Genomic DNA, 18,265 nt, shown 5'->3' on the forward strand with positions numbered 1-18,265 from the left:
GGTGGCTCCGGTTCGGGTTCGGGCTCCGCTCCGGCTCCGGACCTCGGCTCGGGTTCCGGTCCAGGCTCGGGGAGCAGGTCAAGACGCCTCCCGGGTGAAGCGGTCGGGGCGGAAGGGGGTGAGGTCCAGGTCGGGGCCGAGGCCGATCAGGAGCTGGGCGATCAGGTGGCCGGTGGCCGGGGCCAGGCCGATGCCCGCCCCCTCGTGACCGCAGGCGTGGTAGAGCCCCCGAACTCGGGGATCCTCCCCGATCACCGGGAGATGGTCCGGGCAGTAGGGGCGGAAACCGCAGTAGGCGCGGATCACCCGGTATGCCGCCAGGGCGGGGAACAGCTCCACGGCCTGACGGGCGAGACGTTCGAGCACCGGGACCGACATCGTGCGGTCGAAGCCGACCCGCTCGCGGCTGGCGCCGATGAGCACGGGCCCCGCCGGGGTGCTCTCCACGACGGCGGACGTCTGGAGCCCCTCCGAGTCGCTGGCCACCGCGGTGACGTAGGCGGCGGTGTAGACCTTGTGCCTGATCAACGGCCCGGCGAGCGGCTCGGTGACCAGGACGAAGCCGCGCCTGGGCAGGATCGGGACGTGCGCGCCGGCGAGCGCGGCGAGTTCGCCGCCCCAGGTGCCCGCGGCGTTGACGACGGCTCCGGCGAGGATGTCACCGTGGTCGGTGGTGACCCCGGCGATCCGGTCGCCGCCCGTGACGAAGCCCGTCACCGTGACGCCCGTGCGCAGCATCAGGGCGCCGCGGCCGAACCGTTCCGCGCCTCTCCGGATGAGGGAGGCCGCCGCCAGCATGGGCTGGACCTGGGCGTCCTGCGGGTAGAACACGCCACCGGCGAGCCCTTTCGCCAGGTGGGGCTCGTAGTCGCCGAGTTCCCCCGCGGCGACGGCGACGTGCTCGACCCCCTGTTTTCCGGCCAGGTCGGTGAGCGCCGCCAGGATCTCGTCCGTCTCGGCCACCACCAGGCCGCCCTTGGCCTCGAACTCGAACCCGCCGCCCGTGACGGGCCGGTCCACGACGCCCGCTCCCGCACCGCCCGGTCCGGCGTCGACGCGCTCGTCCCCCGGCGCGCCGTTTCGGGCCCCGCCCTCTGGCGCGGCCCCCGCCAGGTCACGCCAGAGCCGGTTGGAGAGCAGTGCCAGGTCGAGTTCGGGTCCCGGCTCCTTGTCGGAGACCAGGATGTTGCCCTCGCCCGCACCGGTCGTACCGCCCGCCACCGCCCCCCGGTCGACGACCACGACGTCCAGGCCCGCGCGGGCGGCGTAGTAGGCGCAGGCGGCCCCCACGACCCCGGCACCGACGACCACGACGTCCGGCATCTCTCACCTCGTTCCCGCACCTCGGGCCCGTCAGTACTATGTCACATACCTTTAAACGGATCAATACACCTAAACGGACATCACGCGCAAAACTTCGGCTCAAGCCCACCTCTACCCTCAGGGGCGTACGGCACGCCGTCCCGTGGTACGCGCCTCGCGCCCGGTGGCCGCCACCCGGGGTCCGCCGGGGTCCGCCGGGGGCCACGGTGGGACCACCCCCCTCGCCGCCTAGCATGTGAGCCGTGAACCACCTCCTTGACCAGGCTCGCCGGTATGCCGCCGGATCGGCGCGAATCGTGGGGCCGCCGACCTTCCTCACCCTGCGCCGCTGGGCGCTGGCGGCGGTCGTCGTCAACGTCGGGATCACGGTGACGGGCGCCGCGGTGCGGGTCAGCGGATCCGGCCTGGGCTGTCCCACCTGGCCACGGTGCACGCCGGAGAGCTTCATCCCGGTGGCCCACGACGAGATCTCACCGCTGAACATGGCGATCGAGTTCGGCAACCGGCTGCTCACCTTCCTGGTGCTCGCGGTCGGCGTCGCCTGCCTGATCGCCGCCCTGCGGCTACCGGCCCGCCGCCCCGACCTGGTGAGGCTGGCCTGGCTGCAGCCGATCGGCGTGGCCTTCCAGGGACTCTGGGGCGGCCTGGTCGTGCGCAGCGCGCTCAACCCGGTCACCGTGAGCGTGCACTTCCTCGCCTCCGTCGGCATGATCGCCGCGGCGTACGCGCTGTACGCCCGCACCGGCCGCAGCGAGAGCCCGGGCGACGGCTCCCCACCCCGGCAGCGGATCCACCGCCATGTCCGCACGCTCGTCTTCGGGCTCGTCGCCGCCGTGTTCACCCTGCTCGTGGTGGGCGTGGTGGTGACCGGCACCGGGCCGCACTCGGGCGACGAGATGGCCTCCAGGTTCGGCTTCGACATCGAGACCGTGGCGAGGATCCACGCCGACGTCGCCTACGTGGTGATCGGCCTCACCTTCGCGCTGGCGTTCGCGCTGCACATCACCGACGCGCCCGGGTACGCCCGGCGGGCCGCGTGGACGCTGCTGGGCGTGGAGGCCGCGCAGGGGGTCATCGGATACGTCCAGTACTTCCTGGGCGTGCCCGCGGCCCTGGTCAACCTGCACGTGCTCGGCGCGACCCTGGTCTGGGTCTGCACGCTGCGGGTGGTCTTCGCGACCGGCTCACCCGGGCCGCGGGACGCCTCGGAGGCGATCACCGGCGAGCTCGACGCCGTCCGCGTCTGAGGCCCTGTGACGCGGACGTGACGCGGACGTGACGCGCCCCCGCGGACGAGGGCCGCGTCCCCCATCTCCCCGCGCATGAGCCGACCGTGACGCGCGCCCGCGTCCGAGCCGGTCCGAGGCCCGGCCCCGCGCTCCGATCCGGTGCGGGAAAGGGATCCTCCACACCGGATCGGACGCGGCCACCGACCCGCGACGACAGGACGGATGTCGCGGGTGCGAACACGCCCGGTGGAACCAGCCCGGTGGAACTAGTGGAACGGCCCGCCCGGCGGCGGGCGACCGGGACCCCCCTGAGGATGACCGGGGAGGCCACCCTGCGGATGAGGAGGGCCGTCCTGCGGGTAGGACGGGCCGGAGGCGTGGCCGGCCGGAGCGTTCCCCGTGACGGGCGGCCCGGAAAACTGGGCGCGGGCACCGGCCATGCACTCCAGCAGCGCCCGCTGCTCCTCGTTGAAGGTGGGCTCGTCGATCACGTGGCCCCTGGCCCGCTCGTGGAGCAGACCGAGCTCGGTGGCCGCGAGCTGGTAGTCGCTCATCGCCCGCAGAGCCGTCCTGCCCCCGTGCTGCTTGGCCCACTGCCGGGCGTGGCGGCGCCCCTGCAGGGAGGAGAGCATCACCACGTCGCCCGCGGACACCAGCCCCGTCGCCCAGTAGGCGGGCAGGTAGGTCTGGATGAGCCCGATGATGCGCTTGCGGTCGCGGAAGATGATCCAGATCAGCACGAACAGCACGACCATCAGCAGCAGGTAGGCGACGGCCAGGCCGCCGAGGCCGGCGTAGGAGACGAAGCCGTTCCAGATGCCGTGCAGCAGCATCGCGCCGACCCACCCGGCCGCGATGACGAAGAGCCGCCCGGGCCCCCGGCGCTGCGCCGCGTAGGCCACCGCGACACCGATCATGGAGGTGAACAGCGGGTGGGCGAACGGCGAGAGGACGCCGCGCAGCACCACGGTCACCGCCAGGCCCTGTGCGCCCAGCTCGTTGAGCGCGGCCACGTAGTAGCTGACGTTCTCGCTCATGGCGAAGCCGAGGCCGACCATGCTGGCGTAGATGATGCCGTCGGTGGGCCCGTCCAGCTCGGCGCGCCTGAACCTGAGCAGGCCCAGCAGGACCAGGCCCTTCATCGTCTCCTCGACCACGGGCGCGCCGAAGGTGGCGGCGATGTTGCGCGCGTAGTCGTAGCCCAGCTGGACGGTGTTCTCGATGTAGACGAGGTTGAAGGAGTTGATCACTCCGGCGACCAGGACCGCGACCCCCGCGCCCCAGGCGAACGCGAAGATCAGGTTGCCGCGCGGCTCGGGCTCGATGCGGTCGAGCGCCAGCACCGCGGCCAGCAGCACCGGGACGGGCGCCAGCGCGAGGCACAGGGCGATGAAGAAGTAGACCGGATCGCCGTTCAGCACGTCGAAGGAGAACGACACCAGGGCGCACACCCCGGTGAGGACGAGCCCGACGATCAGTCCGACCGACGGACGGTCCCTGAGCACCCAGCGGGGGTCACGGCCGGCCATGTGGCCACCGTAACCCTTGGTGTCCACCCCACGACTCGAATCGGGAGATTATCGGCCGAAGGTTGCCACACCTCGCCCCGCCACCCCTCGGCCGCCCCCCGCCAAGAAACGGACGAGGCCGGACGGGAAACTCGAATCCGTGGACCGTGCCGGGCGATGAGCCGCGCTCGCGGCCGGAACCGGAATCAGGCTCCCGGGATTTACCGAAGACCACGAAACACCCTCCCCACGGTCAGGCCCACCCCAGGCCGGTCAAGAGAACATCTTCCCCCGGGAGACGTCTCCCCCGTCGCCGGGGCACGGAAACGGGCACCGTCCGAGGAGACCGCGCGAGACGATCCGGGTCTCAGACGAGCATCGAGTCGATGGCGACGGCCAGGAAGAGCAGCGCCAGATAGGCGTTGGACCAGTGGAAGAAGCGCATCGGGCGCAGGTCGACACCGGTCTTGCCCGCGTTGACCCGGGCCAGGAGGCGGTGGACCTCCCACAGGCAGGCGGCGCCGAGGACGACGGCCACCGCGGGGTAGAGAAGGGTGGTCCCGGCCACCGGCCACAGCAGCAGCGAGCACAACACCGTGGCCCAGGTGTAGACGATGCTCTCCAGCACCACGCGGCGCTCGGTGGCGACCACGGGGAGCATGGGCACCTTCGCCGCCGCGTAGTCCTCCCGGTAGCGCATCGCGAGGGTCCAGGTGTGCGGCGGCGTCCAGAAGAACACCACGCCGAAGAGCACCACGGGGGCCCAGTCGAGGCGGCCGGTGACACCCGCCCAGCCGATCAGCACGGGCATGCAGCCGGCGAGGCCTCCCCACACCACGTTCTGCGAGGTCCGGCGCTTGAGGATCATCGAGTAGACGAGCACGTAGAACAGGTTCGCGGCCAGCGACAGGCCGGCGGCGAGCCAGTTCACCGCCAGGCCGAGCCCAACGGTGGACACCACGCCGAGGATGAGCCCGAAGATCAGCGCGTTCGTCGGCGGCACCAGGTCGCGGGCGAGCGGGCGGCGCCGGGTGCGGCGCATGGCGGCGTCGATGTCGCGGTCGATGTAGCAGTTCAGCGCGTTCGCGCTGCCGGCCGACAGGGTGCCGAACACCAGGGTGTTGACCGCGATCCACAGCGGCGGCAGCCCCTTGGCGGCCAGGAACATCACCGGCAGCGTCGTGATCAGCAGCAGCTCGATGATCCGCGGCTTCGTGAGGGCGACGTAGGCCTTCACGACGTCGCCGAAGGAGCGCGGCGCGGCCTCGGTGGCCGTGCCCGCCTCGGGCGGGGCCGTCGATTGCTTGTCGGTGAGCACCATCTAAGGTGCTTCCAGCACGTGCGGGGTCAACGCGTAACCTCTGATTAGAGCGGATCCGTGAATGCGGGCACCAGCCGGCCCTGAGGACTCACTGTAGTTGCAGGGGAGGCCGGTCCCGGCACGGGGTGCGGAAGCGGCGCGAGGGGACTCCCCGCGGGGGAGGCGCGCCGCCTGCCGACCCCCGGACCCGCCTCGGGCCGACCTACGCCCCGGTAGCCAGGTCGAACCCGTTAGGGTCCGGTGTGGGCGGGAAATACCAGACCGGCGCCACCATCACACGATTAGATCCGGAGATCGAGCACTTGAGCACTGAACTCGTGCCAGCCCTCGAATGGAGCGACCTGGACCGCCGCGCGGTCGACGTCGTACGCACCCTGGCCATGGACGCGGTAGAGAAGGCGGGATCGGGTCACCCCGGCACCGCGATGAGCCTGGCGCCGGCCGCTTACCTGCTGTTCCAGCAGGTGATGCGACATGACCCGTCAGACCCCTCGTGGGCGGGCCGTGACCGCTTCGTCCTTTCGGCTGGTCACAGCAGCCTGACCCTCTACATCCAGCTCTTCCTCTCCGGCTACGGCCTGAGCCTGGACGACATCAAGGGGCTCCGCCAGTGGGAGAGCCTCACGCCCGGCCACCCCGAGCACGGCCACACCGTCGGCGTCGAGACCACCACGGGCCCGCTCGGCCAGGGCCTGGGCAACGCGGTCGGCATGGCGATGGCCGCCCGCCGCGAGCGCGGCCTGTTCGACCCGGACGCCGCTCCGGGCGCGAGCCCGTTCGACCACAACATCTGGTGCATCGCCTCCGAGGGTGACATCGAGGAGGGCGTCAGCCACGAGGTGAGCGCACTCGCCGCCCACCAGAGGCTGGGCAACCTCACCGTCGTCTTCGACAGCAACCACATCTCGATCGAGGACGACACCCAGATCGCGCTGAGCGAGGACATCGTCGCGCGCTACGAGGCGTACGGGTGGCACACCCAGACGGTCGACTGGACGCGGACGGGCGAGTACGTCGAGGACGTCCAAGCGCTGTACGAGGCCCTGGAGGCCGCCCGCGCCGAGACCGGCAGGCCGTCGTTCATCCGGCTGCGCACGATCATCGGCTGGCCCGCGCCCAACAAGCAGAACACCGGCAAGATCCACGGCTCGGCGCTGGGCGCCGACGAGGTCGCCGCCACCAAGAAGGTCATGGGCTTCGACGTCGAGAAGAGCTTCGACGTCCCCTCCGAGGTCCTGGAGCACGCCCGCGAGGTCGTCGAGCGCGGCCGGGCCGCGCGGGCGGAGTGGGACAAGCTCTACCAGAGCTGGCGCGAGGCCAACCCCGAGCGCGCCGCCGAGTTCGACCGCATCTCCGCGCGACGGCTTCCCGCCGACTGGACCGGGGCGCTGCCGACCTTCGAGATCGGCTCCTCCGTCGCCACCCGCAAGGCCTCCGGTGAGGTGCTCAGCGCCCTCGCGCCGGTGCTGCCCGAGCTGTGGGGCGGCTCGGCCGACCTCGCCGAGTCCAACAACACCACGATGAAGGGCGAGCCGTCCTTCATCCCCGAGGAGTTCCAGACCAAGGACTTCCCCGGCGGCCCCTACGGCCGCACGCTGCACTTCGGCATCCGCGAGCACGGCATGGGCGCGATTCTCAACGGCATCGCGCTGCACGGCGGCACCCGCCCCTACGGTGGCACGTTCCTGGTGTTCAGCGACTACATGCGCCCGGCCGTGCGGCTGGCCGCGCTGATGAAGCTGCCGGTCACCTACGTGTGGACGCACGACTCCATCGGCCTGGGCGAGGACGGCCCGACGCACCAGCCCGTCGAGCACCTGTGGGCGCTGCGCGCCATCCCCGGTCTCGACGTGGTCCGCCCGGCCGACGCCAACGAGACGGCCGCCGCCTGGCAGGTCGTGCTGGAGCACAACGACCGCCCGGCCGCGCTCGCGCTCACCCGCCAGAACCTTCCGGTCTACGAGGGCACCCGCGACGCGGACAAGGTCGCCCGCGGCGGCTACGTCCTGCGGGACGCCTCCAACGGGCAGCCCTCGGTGATCCTGATCGGTACCGGCTCCGAGGTCGAGCTCGCCGTCGAGGCCCGCGAGCTCCTCGAGGCGGAGGGCATCGCCACCCGGGTCGTGTCGATGCCGTGCGTGGAGTGGTTCCAGGCCCAGGACGCGGCCTACCGGCAGACGGTGCTGCCCACGGCGGTGCGCGCGCGCGTGGCGGTCGAGGCGGGAATCGCGCTGGGCTGGCGGGAGTTCGTGGGAGACGAGGGCGCGGTGGTGAGCCTGGAGCACTTCGGTGCCTCGGCCCCCTACAAGACCCTCTACGAGCAGTTCGGCCTGACCGCCGAGCGCGTGGCCGCCGCCGCCAAGGCGAGCCTCGCCAAGACCGGAGCCGACAAGGGCGAGACGACGGGAAACTGATCATGAGTGAGATCCTGAAGAAGCTCTCCGAGCAGGGTGTCTCCATCTGGCTGGACGACATCAGCCGCGAGCGCCTGCGCACGGGCAACCTGCAGTCCCTGATCAACGACAAGCACGTGGTCGGTGTCACCTCCAACCCGACGATCTTCGCGTCGGCGCTGAGCAAGGGCGACGCCTACGACGGCCAGCTGCACGACCTGAAGATCCGCGGCGTCGACGTGGAGGAGGCCGTGCGGGCGATCACCACCTACGACATCCGCTGGGCCGCCGACGTGCTGCGGCCGGTCTACGACGCCACCGGCCAGGTGGACGGCCGGGTGTCGATCGAGGTCGACCCCCGCCTGTCCAGGGAGACCGACAAGACCGTCGCCGAGGCGCGCGCGCTGTGGTGGATGGTCGACCGGCCCAACCTGTTCATCAAGATCCCCGCCACCGTCGAGGGTCTGCCCGCCATCACGCAGGCGATCTCCGAGGGCATCAGCGTCAACGTCACGCTGATCTTCTCCCTTGAGCGCTACCGCGCCGTGATGGACGCCTGGCTGACCGGTCTGGAGAAGGCCAAGGAGGCCGGCCTGGACCTGTCGGCCATCGAGTCGGTCGCCTCGTTCTTCGTCAGTCGCGTGGACGGCGAGATCGACAAGCGCCTGGACAAGATCGGCACCCCCGAGGCGCTCGCGCTGAAGGGCAAGGCCGCGGTCGCCAACGCCCGCCTCGCCTTCGCCGCCTTCGAGGAGGTCGTCGCGTCCTCGCGCTGGCAGGCGCTCGCCGCGGCCGGTGCGCGGGCCCAGCGTCCGCTGTGGGCCTCCACCGGGACGAAGAACCCCGACTACCCCGACACCCTCTACGTCGACGAGCTGGTCACCTCCGGCACGGTCAACACGATGCCGGAGAAGACCCTGGACGCCACGGGCGACCACGGCAACATCACCGGCGACACGGTCCGCTCCTCCTACGAGGACTCCTGGAACACCATGGCGGCGCTCAAGGACGCCGGCATCGACTACGACGATGTCGTGCGCTTCCTGGAGGAGGACGGCCTGAGCAAGTTCGAGGCCTCCTGGAAAGAGCTGCTGGAGACCGTCTCCTCCGAGCTGAAGAAGGCGTGAGGACCATATGTCAGTGTCCGTGACGTTCAGCGAGGACGACTTCACCGAGCAGGCCGCGGAGACGGCAGGACAGCTCGCCGCCGAGGGGGTCCCCCAGGCCCTCGCCTCCGGCGACCCCACCCTGTGGGGTCCCGAGGCCGAGGCCGAGGCGGCGATCCGGCTCGGCTGGCTCAACCTCCCGCTGACGAGCAGGCAGCTGCTTCCCGAGATCGGCGCGCTGGTGGAGCGGGCCCGCGCCGAGGGCCTGGACCACGTGGTCCTGGCCGGCATGGGCGGCTCCTCCCTCGCGCCCGAGGTCATCACCACCTCCGCCGACGTGCCCCTCACCGTTCTCGACACCACCGACCCCGGCCAGGTGCGCCGGGCGCTCGAGGACCGGCTGGAGAGCACGATCCTGGTCGTCGCGAGCAAGAGCGGCGGCACGGTCGAGACCGACAGCCACCGGCGGATCTACGAGAAGGCCTTCCGCGACGCCGGGATCGACCCGGCGAAGCGGATCGTCGTCGTCACCGACCCCGGCTCGCCCCTGGAGGCGAGCGCCCGCGAGGCGGGCTACCAGGTGATCCTCGCCGACCCGAACGTGGGCGGCCGCTACAGCGCCCTGACCGCGTTCGGCCTGGTGCCCAGCGCGCTCGCGGGCGCCGACGTCGAGCGGTTGCTCGACGACGCGGCCGAGGTGGCGCCGCTGCTGTCGCGGACCGAGGGCAACCCCGGCCTCGACCTCGGCGCGGCCCTGGGCGCCGCGGCCGCGGCCGGGCGCGACAAGCTCGTGATCGAGGACAGCCTGTCGGAGATCAACGGACTGCCCGACTGGATCGAGCAGCTGGTCGCCGAGTCCACCGGCAAGTCCGGCAAGGGCATCCTGCCCGTCGTGGGCGCCGACCCCGGTGACGCCGACGACGAGCTGCTCGCCGGGATCGACACCGACGGCGTCGTGACCGTCGCCGGCCCGCTGGGCGCGCAGTTCCTCGTCTGGGAGTACGCCACGGCCGTCGCGGGCCGCGTCCTCGGCATCGACCCGTTCAACCAGCCGAACGTGGCCGAGTCCAAGGAGAACACCGCCAAGCTGCTCGACCAGGCCGAGCTGCCGGTCGGCACCCCGATCCTGGTCGACGGCCCGGTGGAGGTGTACGGCGAGTTCCCCGGCTCCGAGGACGTCAAGGACCTGTCGGACGTGTTCACCCGGCTGCTGGAGGCGATCCCCGAGCGCGGCTACCTCGCGGTGATGGCCTACCTCGACCGTGAGGCGGCCTTCGACGCCCCCTACGCCGAGGGCGCCTCGTTCGAGGAGATGACGGACGTGTGGAGCGGCGCCGACCCGGCGACGCTGCGCGGACTGCTCGCCGTCCGCACCGACCGCCCGGTCACCTTCGGCTGGGGGCCCCGCTTCCTGCACTCCACCGGCCAGTACCACAAGGGCGGCCCGCAGAACGGAGTGTTCCTGCAGATCACCGGCGCGGTCGAGGAGGACGTCGAGGTTCCCGGCAAGCCCTACACCCTGGGCCGGCTCCAGCTCGCCCAGGCCCTGGGCGACCTGGGCGCGCTGGCCAGCCGCGGGCGTCCCGCCGTACGGCTGCACCTGACCGACCGCGCCGCCGGAGTCGCGCGCCTGCTCGCCGCCTCGCGGGAGGTCTGATGGATCGCCGGAGGTTCGCATGAGCAAGGGGAGCTCCCGGGCGGGCGACGCGGCCGGCGCCCCGGCGTCGGCCGCCGACACGGTCGTCCCCGCGACGGACGCGCAGGGGGACAACACGCCCACGACCATCACGGCCACCGACGTCGCGACCGCCGGTGTCACCGAGGCCATGATCGAGGCCAACCCGCTGCGCGACCCCAGCGACAAGCGCCTGCCGCGCGTGGCCGGGCCGTGCGTGCTGGTGCTGTTCGGTGTGACCGGCGACCTGGCGCGCAAGAAGCTGCTGCCGGCGATCTACGACCTCGCCAACCGCGGGCTGCTGCCCCCTGGCTTCTCCCTGGTCGGCTTCGCCCGCCGCGACTGGAAGGACCAGGACTTCGCGCAGCTGACCCACGACGCGGTCAAGGAGCACGCGCGGACGCCGTTTCGCGAGGAGGTCTGGAAGCAGCTGTCGGAGGGCATCTTCTTCTGCCGTGGCGAGTTCACCGACGACGGTGCGTTCGACACGCTGGCGATGATGCTCAAGGAGATCGACCAGACCCGGGGCACCGGCGGCAACTACGGCTTCTACCTCTCGGTGCCGCCGAAGTTCTTCCCGGTCGTGGTCCAGCAGCTGAAGCGGACCGGCCTCGCCGACGGCCCTCCCGGATCCTGGCGCCGGGTGGTGATCGAGAAGCCCTTCGGGCACGACCTGCGAAGCGCCCAGGAGCTCAACGCGATCACCAGCGCGGTCTTCCCGGAGAGCTCGGTGTTCCGCATCGACCACTACCTGGGCAAGGAGACCGTCCAGAACATCCTGGCGCTGCGGTTCGCCAACAACCTGTTCGAGCCGATCTGGAACCGCGGTTACGTCGACCACGTGCAGATCACGATGGCCGAGGACATCGGCATCGGAGGCCGGGCGGGTTACTACGACGGCATCGGCGCGGCCCGCGACGTGATCCAGAACCACCTGCTGCAGCTGCTCGCCCTGGTCGGCATGGAGGATCCGACGTCGTTCGGGGCCGACTCGCTGCGCAGGGAGAAGGAGAAGGTCCTCAAGGCGGTGCGGCTGCCGTCCGACCTGTCCCAGGCCACCGCGCGCGGCCGCTACGGGCCCGGCTGGCAGGGCGGCGAGCCGGTGATCGGCTACACCCAGGAGGAGGGCATCCCGCCCGACTCGATCACCGAGACCTACGCGGCCATCAAGCTGGAGATCGCCAACCGGCGCTGGGCCGGGGTGCCGTTCTACCTGCGCACCGGCAAGCGGCTCGGCCGCCGGGTCACCGAGGTGGCCGTGGTGTTCCAGCGGGCGCCGCACCTGCCGTTCAGCAAGGACGACACCGAGATCCTGGGGCAGAACGCACTGGTCATCCGGGTTCAGCCGGACGAGGGCATCACGGTGCGATTCGGCTCCAAGGTGCCGGGCACCGCGATGGAGGTGCGGGACGTCTCGATGGACTTCGCCTACGGCGAGTCGTTCATGGAGTCCTCCCCCGAGGCCTACGAACGGCTGCTGCTGGACGTGCTGATCGGCGACCCGCCGCTCTTCCCGCACCAGCGCGAGGTCGAGCTGTCATGGAAGATCCTCGACCCGATCGAGGACTTCTGGAGCTCCCAGGGCCCGCCGGAGGAGTATCCCTCGGGCACCTGGGGGCCGGCCTCGGCCGACGAGATGATGGCCCGCGACGGGCGCGTCTGGAGGCGGCTGTAGATGACCAGCTTCATGCTCAGCGGCACGACCGCCTCGAAGATCTCCTCGCAGCTCACCCACCTGCGCCACCAGATGGGCACCCCGGCGGTCGGCATGGTGCTGACCCTCGTGGTGGTCTGCGGCGAGAGCGACCAGTACGACGCGGTCCGGGCCGCGACCGAGGCCGCCAGGGAGCACCCCTCCCGGATCCTGGTCGTCATTCCCCGCGACTCCGAGGAGCCGAACCGGCTCGACGCCGAGATCCGGTTCGGTGAGTCGACCCCGGGCGAGGTGATCCTGCTGCGCCTGTACGGGGAGCTGACCAGGCACGCCGACTCGGTCGTCAGCCCGCTGCTGCTCACCGACACCCCGGTGGTGGCCTGGTGGCCCACCGACGGCCCCGAGGTGCCGTCCAAGGACCCGATCGGCATGCTGGCCCAGCGTCGCATCGTCGACGCGCGGTCGGCGGCCGACCCGGTCAAGGCGATCGTCGGCAGGGCCCGCGGTTACGTGCCCGGCGACACCGACCTTGCCTGGACCCGGCTGACGACGTGGCGGAGCCTGCTGGCCGCCGCGTTCGACCAGCCGGTGGGCAAGGTCAAGCGGGGCGCCATCGAGGCCGTACCCGGCCATGCCAGCGCCCTGCTGCTCGCGGCCTGGCTCGGCGAGCGTCTCGACGCCCCGGTGAAGGTCTCCGACTCCAGCGGGCCCGGCCTGACCATGGTCAAGCTGATCGCGGCGGACGGCGACATCACCATCACCCGCCCCGACGGCCGGCTGGGCACGCTGTCGCGTCCCGGCCAGCCTGACCGCAGGGTCGCCCTGGCCCGGCGCCCGACGTCGGAGCTGCTCGCCGAGGAGCTGCGGCGGCTGGACCCCGACGAGATCTACGCGTCGGCGATCCAGCGACTCGCCCGGACCCACAAGTCCTGAGCCGTGAGCGCCCCGCGGCGATCGCCGCGGGGCGCCTCCTTTCGAAAGAGAAGCCCCGTGAGCGTTCCCACTGTGATCACCCACCGCGACGCCGACGTGCTCGCCAAGGCCGTCGCCGCCCGGGTGATCGTCCGACTCGTCGACGCCCAGTCGGCCAAGGGCTCGGCCCACCTGGTCCTGACCGGCGGGAGTGTCGGCATCGCCACCCTCGCCGAGATCGCCGCCTCCCCCGCCAGGGACGCCGTCGACTGGCGCAACGTGGACATCTGGTGGGGCGACGAGCGTTTCCTGCCGGACGGCGACCCCGAGCGCAACGAGACCGGCGCCCGCGAGGCCCTGCTCGACCAGCTTGACCTCGACCCCGCGCGGGTCCACGTGATGCGCGGCCCCGACTCGGGCATGACCGCCGAGGAGTCGGCCGAGGCCTACGCCGAGGAGCTTCGCAAGGCCGCCCGTCCCGAGGACCACGGCCCGGCCCCGTCCTTCGACCTCATGATGCTGGGCATGGGCCCCGACGGCCACGTCGCCTCGCTCTTCCCCGGCCTGCCCGCCCTGCACGACACCCGACCCGTGGTGGCGGTGCACGACTCCCCCAAGCCCCCGCCCACCCGTATCTCGCTCACGCTGCCGGTGATCCAGGGCGCCCGCGAGGTGTGGGTGATCGCCGCCGGCGAGGAGAAGGCCGAAGCGGTACGGCTCGCGCTGTCGGACTCGGGGACGATGCAGGTCCCCGCGGCCGGCGCCCGAGGCAGCCGGAACACCCTCTTCCTGCTGGACAGAGCCGCCGCCTCCAAGATCCCTTCCCCCTGAGCCGTATCTCCCCCGCTGAGCCCGGTCCTTCACATCCGGCCACGCCGAACACCGTGCTCACGGTGTGCGATCGAGCGATGACCGCTACGGTGGCCATCGGAAGGGCCGCACGCACACCGCGGAATGGAGGGGATGGTGTCCGAACCGTCCGACGTCACGCTGATGCCCGCCGAGCAGTTCGACGAGCTGGTCGCCTCACTCGACGAGCCGGACGAGGCACCCGTGCTCCGCCAGGCCGCGCGGCGACGGCGCGTCTATCGCGAATCGGCATGACCTGACGATCGCGATCTTCGAGACGGCCGTCGCAGGCTGTCAGGGTGCCGTCTCGGAGTGCCGGGCGGCGACGGTGTCGATCTCGGCGAGGATCTCCTGCTTGCCCGCCGGATCCATGGACGAAGCCTCGACCGCGTTGCGGGCCAGGGTGGCGAGGGTGGCGTGGTCCAGGCCGAGGTGGTCGGCGGCGACGCGATACTCGCGGCTCAGCGTGGTGGCGAACATGGGCGGGTCGTCGCTGTTGAGGGTGACGAACAGGCCCTCCTCGATCATGCGGGGCAGCGGGTGCTCCTCGATGCGGGCGACCTGGCCGGTGCAGACGTTGGAGGTGGGGCAGACCTCCAGGGGGGTCCGGGTCTCGCGCAGGTGGGCGACGAGGCGGGGATCGTCCATGCAGGCGATGCCGTGGCCGATCCGCTCGGCGCCCAGGAGGTCGAGGGCCTCCCAGATGGTCTCCGGGCCGGTCATCTCGCCCGCGTGCGGCAGGCTGCGCAGCCCGGCGGCGGTGGCGGCGCGGAAGGCGTCGGCGAAGGCGTCCCGATACTTCGGGCGGTCCTGTTCGATGCCGGCCAGCCCGAAACCTACCAGCGCCTGGGGAGGTTCGCCGAGCGCGTGGTCCAGGGTGACGCGGGCCGCCTCGGCGCCGTACTCGCCGGGGATGTCGAACACGTACGCCATCCGCACCCCGTGCTCCTCGTGGGAGCGGCGGGCGGCGAGGTCGAGCGCTTCGGTGACCTCCCGCATCGGCATGCCCACGACGTGGTGCGCGTACGGCGTGACGGTCAGCTCGACATAGCGGCCGTTCTGCCCCCCGAGGTCGGAGGCGAGGCCGAGCACCAGGGTGGCCACGTCCTCCGGCTCGCGGACGAGGGCGTTGATCGCCTGGTAGATGCGGGCGAAGTGCGGGAAGTCGGTGAACCTGTAGAAGGCGCGCAGCTCCTCCTCGTCCGTGGGGACGCCGCCGCCGGGGTGGCGGCGGGCGAGTTCGAGCACGGTGGGCACGGAGGCGGAGCCGACCAGGTGGACGTGGAGCTCGACCTTGGGGAGGGCGTCGATGAAGGTGTTGATCGTCATGCGGGGACCCTACGCACGCCGCCCCCGGCCACGAAAGCCATTTACCACGAAGCTGACACTAAAATGTCATTTTTCCCCGGGAGAGGTCGAGGCCGCGCACCCCGACCTCTCCCGAGGAGGACTGTGGCTCCACGGAGAAACCGAAAGGTGCGACCTCCCCGCTTCGGGATCCCTGAGCGATCTCGAAACGGGAAGGTCGCGTGATGGGGCTCAGCTCGGGGATGCCGTCGCCATCACGCCCACGGCCAGCCTGGCTTCCACCACGCCGGGGTCCTCGGTGTAGCTCAAGGTCGCGCCGAGCGAGATCAGGAGCCTGCGCATGCGGATGTTGTCGGACAGCAGCGTCGCCCTGACCTCGGCGAAGCCCAGGTCGCGGGCCTGGCGGACGAGCATTCCCGCCAGAGCCGTTCCCAGCCCCCTGCCCTGCCAGCGGTCCTCGATCAGGAACGCCATCTCGGCGGTGCCCGGGTCGGAGGTGAACATCAGGTTGGCGAGACCGACGACCTGGCCGTCGTGTCCGGCGACGACCGACTGCCCCCGGGCCCGGTCGCAGAGCCGCTCGAAGACCTTCGGCGGCAGTACCGGCGCCGAGGTGAAGTAGCGGAACCTGCGGGCCTCGGGCGAGCAGCGGTCGTGCAGGTCGCGTACGGCCTCGCGGTAGAGGCGGGTGAGCGGGCGGACGTTGACCTCGACGCCGTCGGAGAGCGTGATGTCGCGGTCGGCCCCGGACTCCTCCACGGGTGGCTGCGCCAGGCGGACGAAGGAGGCCGCACGGGCGGCCTCGGTCAGTGTGAAGGGCAGCTCGGCCCTGCGGACCCTGATCGCGCGGCGCGGAGCCACGGGCACGGTCAGCAGGGTCGGGTCCGGAAGATCACTCATCTCCGCACCGTAGACCCAGCGGGAGTCGTCGGCGCGCAGCAGCTCTCCCAGCAGCTCCGGCAGGCGCCAGGGCGTCATGCGCAGCCGGGAGGCGAGCAGCAGGACGCGGGTGGGCTCGTCGGTCAGCTCGTGGGCGGTGGCGGCGACGACCTGGACCTGCCGTCCCCCGGCGGCCTCCAGCGCCTCGCGTACCGCCTCGGCTCCGGCGGGGATGTCCGTGACGAACTCGTCGACCGTGCCGTCCACGTCGGTCTGCACGCTCAGGCCCAGAATGTTGCCGCCCTTGGCGGCGAGCGCGGCGGTCAGCGAGGCCAGCCGTCCCGGCCTCTCGTCAACGGTCGTACGAATCCTCAGAAACCCCATCAGAATGCCCCTTCCGTCAGGGCATAGCCTGTCCTGGAGCTGTTACGGGACTGCTACACATGAGTGAGCCCATCGTTACGTCTGAGAAGATCACTCATTACGCGGCCGGACGGCGTTTCTGCAACGGTTTCCGTTGACAGGTGCACCCAGATAGACGGATACAGCAGAATGTGAGGCCATGAGCACGCGCGTTCCCCTGGCCGGGGACTTCGTCAACGGAGACGTCTCCTTCTGGTATCGCTCCCTCGGCATCCCCTCCCCCGGCGCCCCTCTCACCGGAGACCTCGACGCCGACGTCGCCATCGTCGGCGCCGGATACACGGGCCTGTGGACCGCCTACTACCTGAAGAAGGCGAGCCCCGGTCTGCGGATCGTCGTGCTGGAGAAGGAGTTCGCCGGATACGGCGCCTCCGGACGCAACGGCGGCTGGCTGGTCGGCGAGCTGGCGGGCACCCCCGAGCGCTACGCCAAGACGCACGGCGCGGACGCGGCCAGGCGGCTGCAGCGGGTGATGTTCGACACGATCGACGAGGTCGTCGCCGTCGCCAAGGACGAGAACATCGACGCCGAGATCGTCAAGGGCGGTGTCACCACGGTCGCCACCAACGCCGCCCAGGACCGGCGGCTGCACCGGCTGCTCGCCCACGAGCGCCACTGGGGCTGGACCGAGGAGGACGTGCGGCTGCTCGACCCCGCCGAGCGGGAAGGGCGCCTGCGGGTGAACGGCGCGGTCAGTGCGATCTGGAGCCCGCACTGCGCCAGGATCCAGCCCGCCAAGCTGGCCAGAGGTCTGGCCGAGACCGTGAGGAGGCTCGGGGTAGAGATCTTCGAGCGCACCCCGGTCACCGAGATCGCCCCTCGCGAGGCCCGCACGCCGCAGGGGACGGTCCGCGCCGAATACGTCATCCGCGCCACCGAGGGCTTCACCGCCGAGCTGAGGCAGTATCACCGGACGTGGCTGCCGATGAACAGCTCCATGATCGTCACCGAGCCGCTGGGCGCGCTGTGGGACGAGATCGGCTGGGAGGGCAACGAGCTGCTCGGTGACATGGCGCACTACTACATGTACGCCCAGCGCACCGCCGACGGCCGGATCGCGTTCGGCGGGCGCGGCAAGCCCTACCTGTACGGATCCCGCGTGGACGACCGGGGCCGCACCCACGAGTGGACGATCGAGGCGCTCTGGGAGCTGCTCACCGGGATGTTCCCCGCGGTCAGGGCCTCCCGCGTCGCGCACGCCTGGTCCGGCGTGCTCGGTGTGCCCCGCGACTGGTGCGCCACCGTGCACGTCGACCACACCACCGGCATCGGCTGGGCGGGCGGCTACACCGGCCACGGGGTGACCACGACCAACCTCGCCGGCCGTACCCTGCGCGACCTCGTCCTGCGCGAGGACACCGACCTGACCTCCCTGCCCTGGGTGGACCGCAAGGTGCGCGGCTGGGAGGTGGAACCGCTGCGGTGGATCGGCGTGCACACCATGTACGACCTCTACCGCCGGGCCGACGCCAGGGAGAAGGCCGGGCTCGGCCGCACCTCGGTGCTGGCCCGCGTCGCCGACTCCATCACCGGACGCTGAACGCGGGGCGGACGCTCCTCGGGCGGCCCCGGACGACACCGCCCCTCGAACACCGAACGTCGGCGTACGTCGATGAGTGTCGGCGGACGTCGGTGAACGGGCAGCGACGGGTGGTGGAGGGGGCGGCGGCCGTCGGTGAGTGTGG

General features: G+C 71.4%; 14 protein-coding genes. 9 read left to right on the plus strand and 5 right to left on the minus strand.

Features of this window, described 5'->3' with window-relative positions; genetic code table 11:
• Positions 1 to 78: 78 nt before the first annotated feature.
• Positions 79 to 1,323: an FAD-dependent oxidoreductase gene (locus AB0B90_RS14300; RefSeq protein WP_362922746.1), complete on the minus strand. Its 1,245-nt coding sequence runs from the start codon at positions 1,321 to 1,323 to the stop codon at positions 79 to 81.
• A 242-nt stretch (positions 1,324 to 1,565) separates the two neighbouring features.
• Between AB0B90_RS14300 and AB0B90_RS14305 the strand changes: the two genes are divergently transcribed.
• Positions 1,566 to 2,570: a COX15/CtaA family protein gene (locus AB0B90_RS14305; RefSeq protein WP_362922748.1), complete on the plus strand. Its 1,005-nt coding sequence runs from the start codon at positions 1,566 to 1,568 to the stop codon at positions 2,568 to 2,570.
• A 248-nt stretch (positions 2,571 to 2,818) separates the two neighbouring features.
• On the opposite strand, the gene AB0B90_RS14310 is transcribed toward AB0B90_RS14305, so the two are convergent.
• Together AB0B90_RS14310 and AB0B90_RS14315 are read right to left on the minus strand one after the other, a co-directional pair.
• Positions 2,819 to 4,081, minus strand: coding sequence for a PrsW family intramembrane metalloprotease (locus AB0B90_RS14310; protein ID WP_350947760.1), 1,263 nt, complete (start codon positions 4,079 to 4,081; stop codon positions 2,819 to 2,821).
• Between the two features lie 346 nt (positions 4,082 to 4,427).
• On the minus strand, positions 4,428 to 5,381 hold the full coding sequence (locus tag AB0B90_RS14315) for a heme o synthase (RefSeq protein ID WP_350947761.1): 954 nt from the start codon (positions 5,379 to 5,381) through the stop codon (positions 4,428 to 4,430).
• A gap of 302 nt (positions 5,382 to 5,683) precedes the next feature.
• Between AB0B90_RS14315 and tkt the strand changes: the two genes are divergently transcribed.
• The 7 genes from tkt (at position 5,684) to AB0B90_RS14350 (ending at position 14,225) form a co-directional block, all read left to right on the plus strand.
• Positions 5,684 to 7,795 (plus strand): transketolase, encoded by a 2,112-nt coding sequence (gene tkt / locus AB0B90_RS14320; RefSeq protein ID WP_350947762.1) that lies wholly within the window; start codon positions 5,684 to 5,686, stop codon positions 7,793 to 7,795.
• Between the two features lie 2 nt (positions 7,796 to 7,797).
• The gene (gene tal / locus AB0B90_RS14325) at positions 7,798 to 8,901 is read left to right on the plus strand and encodes a transaldolase (RefSeq protein ID WP_350947763.1); all 1,104 of its coding nucleotides are present in this window, start codon (positions 7,798 to 7,800) and stop codon (positions 8,899 to 8,901) included.
• 7 nt (positions 8,902 to 8,908) lie between these two features.
• Positions 8,909 to 10,537 carry a glucose-6-phosphate isomerase gene (locus AB0B90_RS14330; protein ID WP_350947764.1) on the plus strand — a complete coding sequence of 543 codons (1,629 nt, stop codon included), beginning with the start codon at positions 8,909 to 8,911 and terminating at the stop codon, positions 10,535 to 10,537.
• 169 nt (positions 10,538 to 10,706) lie between these two features.
• Positions 10,707 to 12,230: a glucose-6-phosphate dehydrogenase gene (zwf, locus tag AB0B90_RS14335; RefSeq protein ID WP_350947820.1), complete on the plus strand. Its 1,524-nt coding sequence runs from the start codon at positions 10,707 to 10,709 to the stop codon at positions 12,228 to 12,230.
• The gene (locus AB0B90_RS14340) at positions 12,231 to 13,142 is read left to right on the plus strand and encodes a glucose-6-phosphate dehydrogenase assembly protein OpcA (RefSeq protein WP_350947765.1); all 912 of its coding nucleotides are present in this window, start codon (positions 12,231 to 12,233) and stop codon (positions 13,140 to 13,142) included.
• A 57-nt stretch (positions 13,143 to 13,199) separates the two neighbouring features.
• Positions 13,200 to 13,952: a 6-phosphogluconolactonase gene (gene pgl / locus AB0B90_RS14345; protein WP_362922751.1), complete on the plus strand. Its 753-nt coding sequence runs from the start codon at positions 13,200 to 13,202 to the stop codon at positions 13,950 to 13,952.
• A gap of 135 nt (positions 13,953 to 14,087) precedes the next feature.
• Positions 14,088 to 14,225, plus strand: a complete 138-nt coding sequence (locus AB0B90_RS14350) for a hypothetical protein (protein ID WP_362922753.1) — start codon at positions 14,088 to 14,090, stop codon at positions 14,223 to 14,225.
• 39 nt (positions 14,226 to 14,264) lie between these two features.
• On the opposite strand, the gene add is transcribed toward AB0B90_RS14350, so the two are convergent.
• Complete coding sequence (add, locus tag AB0B90_RS14355) at positions 14,265 to 15,299, minus strand: adenosine deaminase (protein WP_362922755.1); 1,035 nt, start codon at positions 15,297 to 15,299, stop codon at positions 14,265 to 14,267.
• Positions 15,300 to 15,509: 210 nt separating this feature from the next.
• Entirely contained in the window at positions 15,510 to 16,541 is a 1,032-nt protein-coding gene (locus AB0B90_RS14360) for a GNAT family N-acetyltransferase (protein ID WP_350947768.1), read from the minus strand.
• Between the two features lie 178 nt (positions 16,542 to 16,719).
• Between AB0B90_RS14360 and AB0B90_RS14365 the strand changes: the two genes are divergently transcribed.
• Positions 16,720 to 18,120 carry an FAD-dependent oxidoreductase gene (locus tag AB0B90_RS14365; protein ID WP_362922758.1) on the plus strand — a complete coding sequence of 467 codons (1,401 nt, stop codon included), beginning with the start codon at positions 16,720 to 16,722 and terminating at the stop codon, positions 18,118 to 18,120.
• Positions 18,121 to 18,265: the final 145 nt, after the last annotated feature.

The sequence above is a fragment of the Streptosporangium sp. NPDC049078 genome (assembly GCF_040648855.1).
GTDB lineage: Bacteria > Actinomycetota > Actinomycetes > Streptosporangiales > Streptosporangiaceae > Streptosporangium.

What these genes read in the sequence shown, in the direction of transcription:
- AB0B90_RS14365 (WP_362922758.1), top strand. Translation starts at nt 16,720, where the DNA reads ATGAGCACGCGCGTTCCCCTGGCCGGGGACTTCGTCAACGGAGACGTC.
- tal (WP_350947763.1), top strand. Translation starts at nt 7,798, where the DNA reads ATGAGTGAGATCCTGAAGAAGCTCTCCGAGCAGGGTGTCTCCATCTGG.
- AB0B90_RS14300 (WP_362922746.1), bottom strand. Translation starts at nt 1,323, where the DNA reads ATGCCGGACGTCGTGGTCGTCGGTGCCGGGGTCGTGGGGGCCGCCTGC.
- zwf (WP_350947820.1), top strand. Translation starts at nt 10,707, where the DNA reads ATGATCGAGGCCAACCCGCTGCGCGACCCCAGCGACAAGCGCCTGCCG.
- AB0B90_RS14310 (WP_350947760.1), bottom strand. Translation starts at nt 4,081, where the DNA reads ATGGCCGGCCGTGACCCCCGCTGGGTGCTCAGGGACCGTCCGTCGGTC.
- AB0B90_RS14340 (WP_350947765.1), top strand. Translation starts at nt 12,231, where the DNA reads ATGACCAGCTTCATGCTCAGCGGCACGACCGCCTCGAAGATCTCCTCG.
- AB0B90_RS14315 (WP_350947761.1), bottom strand. Translation starts at nt 5,381, where the DNA reads ATGGTGCTCACCGACAAGCAATCGACGGCCCCGCCCGAGGCGGGCACG.
- add (WP_362922755.1), bottom strand. Translation starts at nt 15,299, where the DNA reads ATGACGATCAACACCTTCATCGACGCCCTCCCCAAGGTCGAGCTCCAC.
- AB0B90_RS14360 (WP_350947768.1), bottom strand. Translation starts at nt 16,541, where the DNA reads ATGGGGTTTCTGAGGATTCGTACGACCGTTGACGAGAGGCCGGGACGG.
- AB0B90_RS14330 (WP_350947764.1), top strand. Translation starts at nt 8,909, where the DNA reads ATGTCAGTGTCCGTGACGTTCAGCGAGGACGACTTCACCGAGCAGGCC.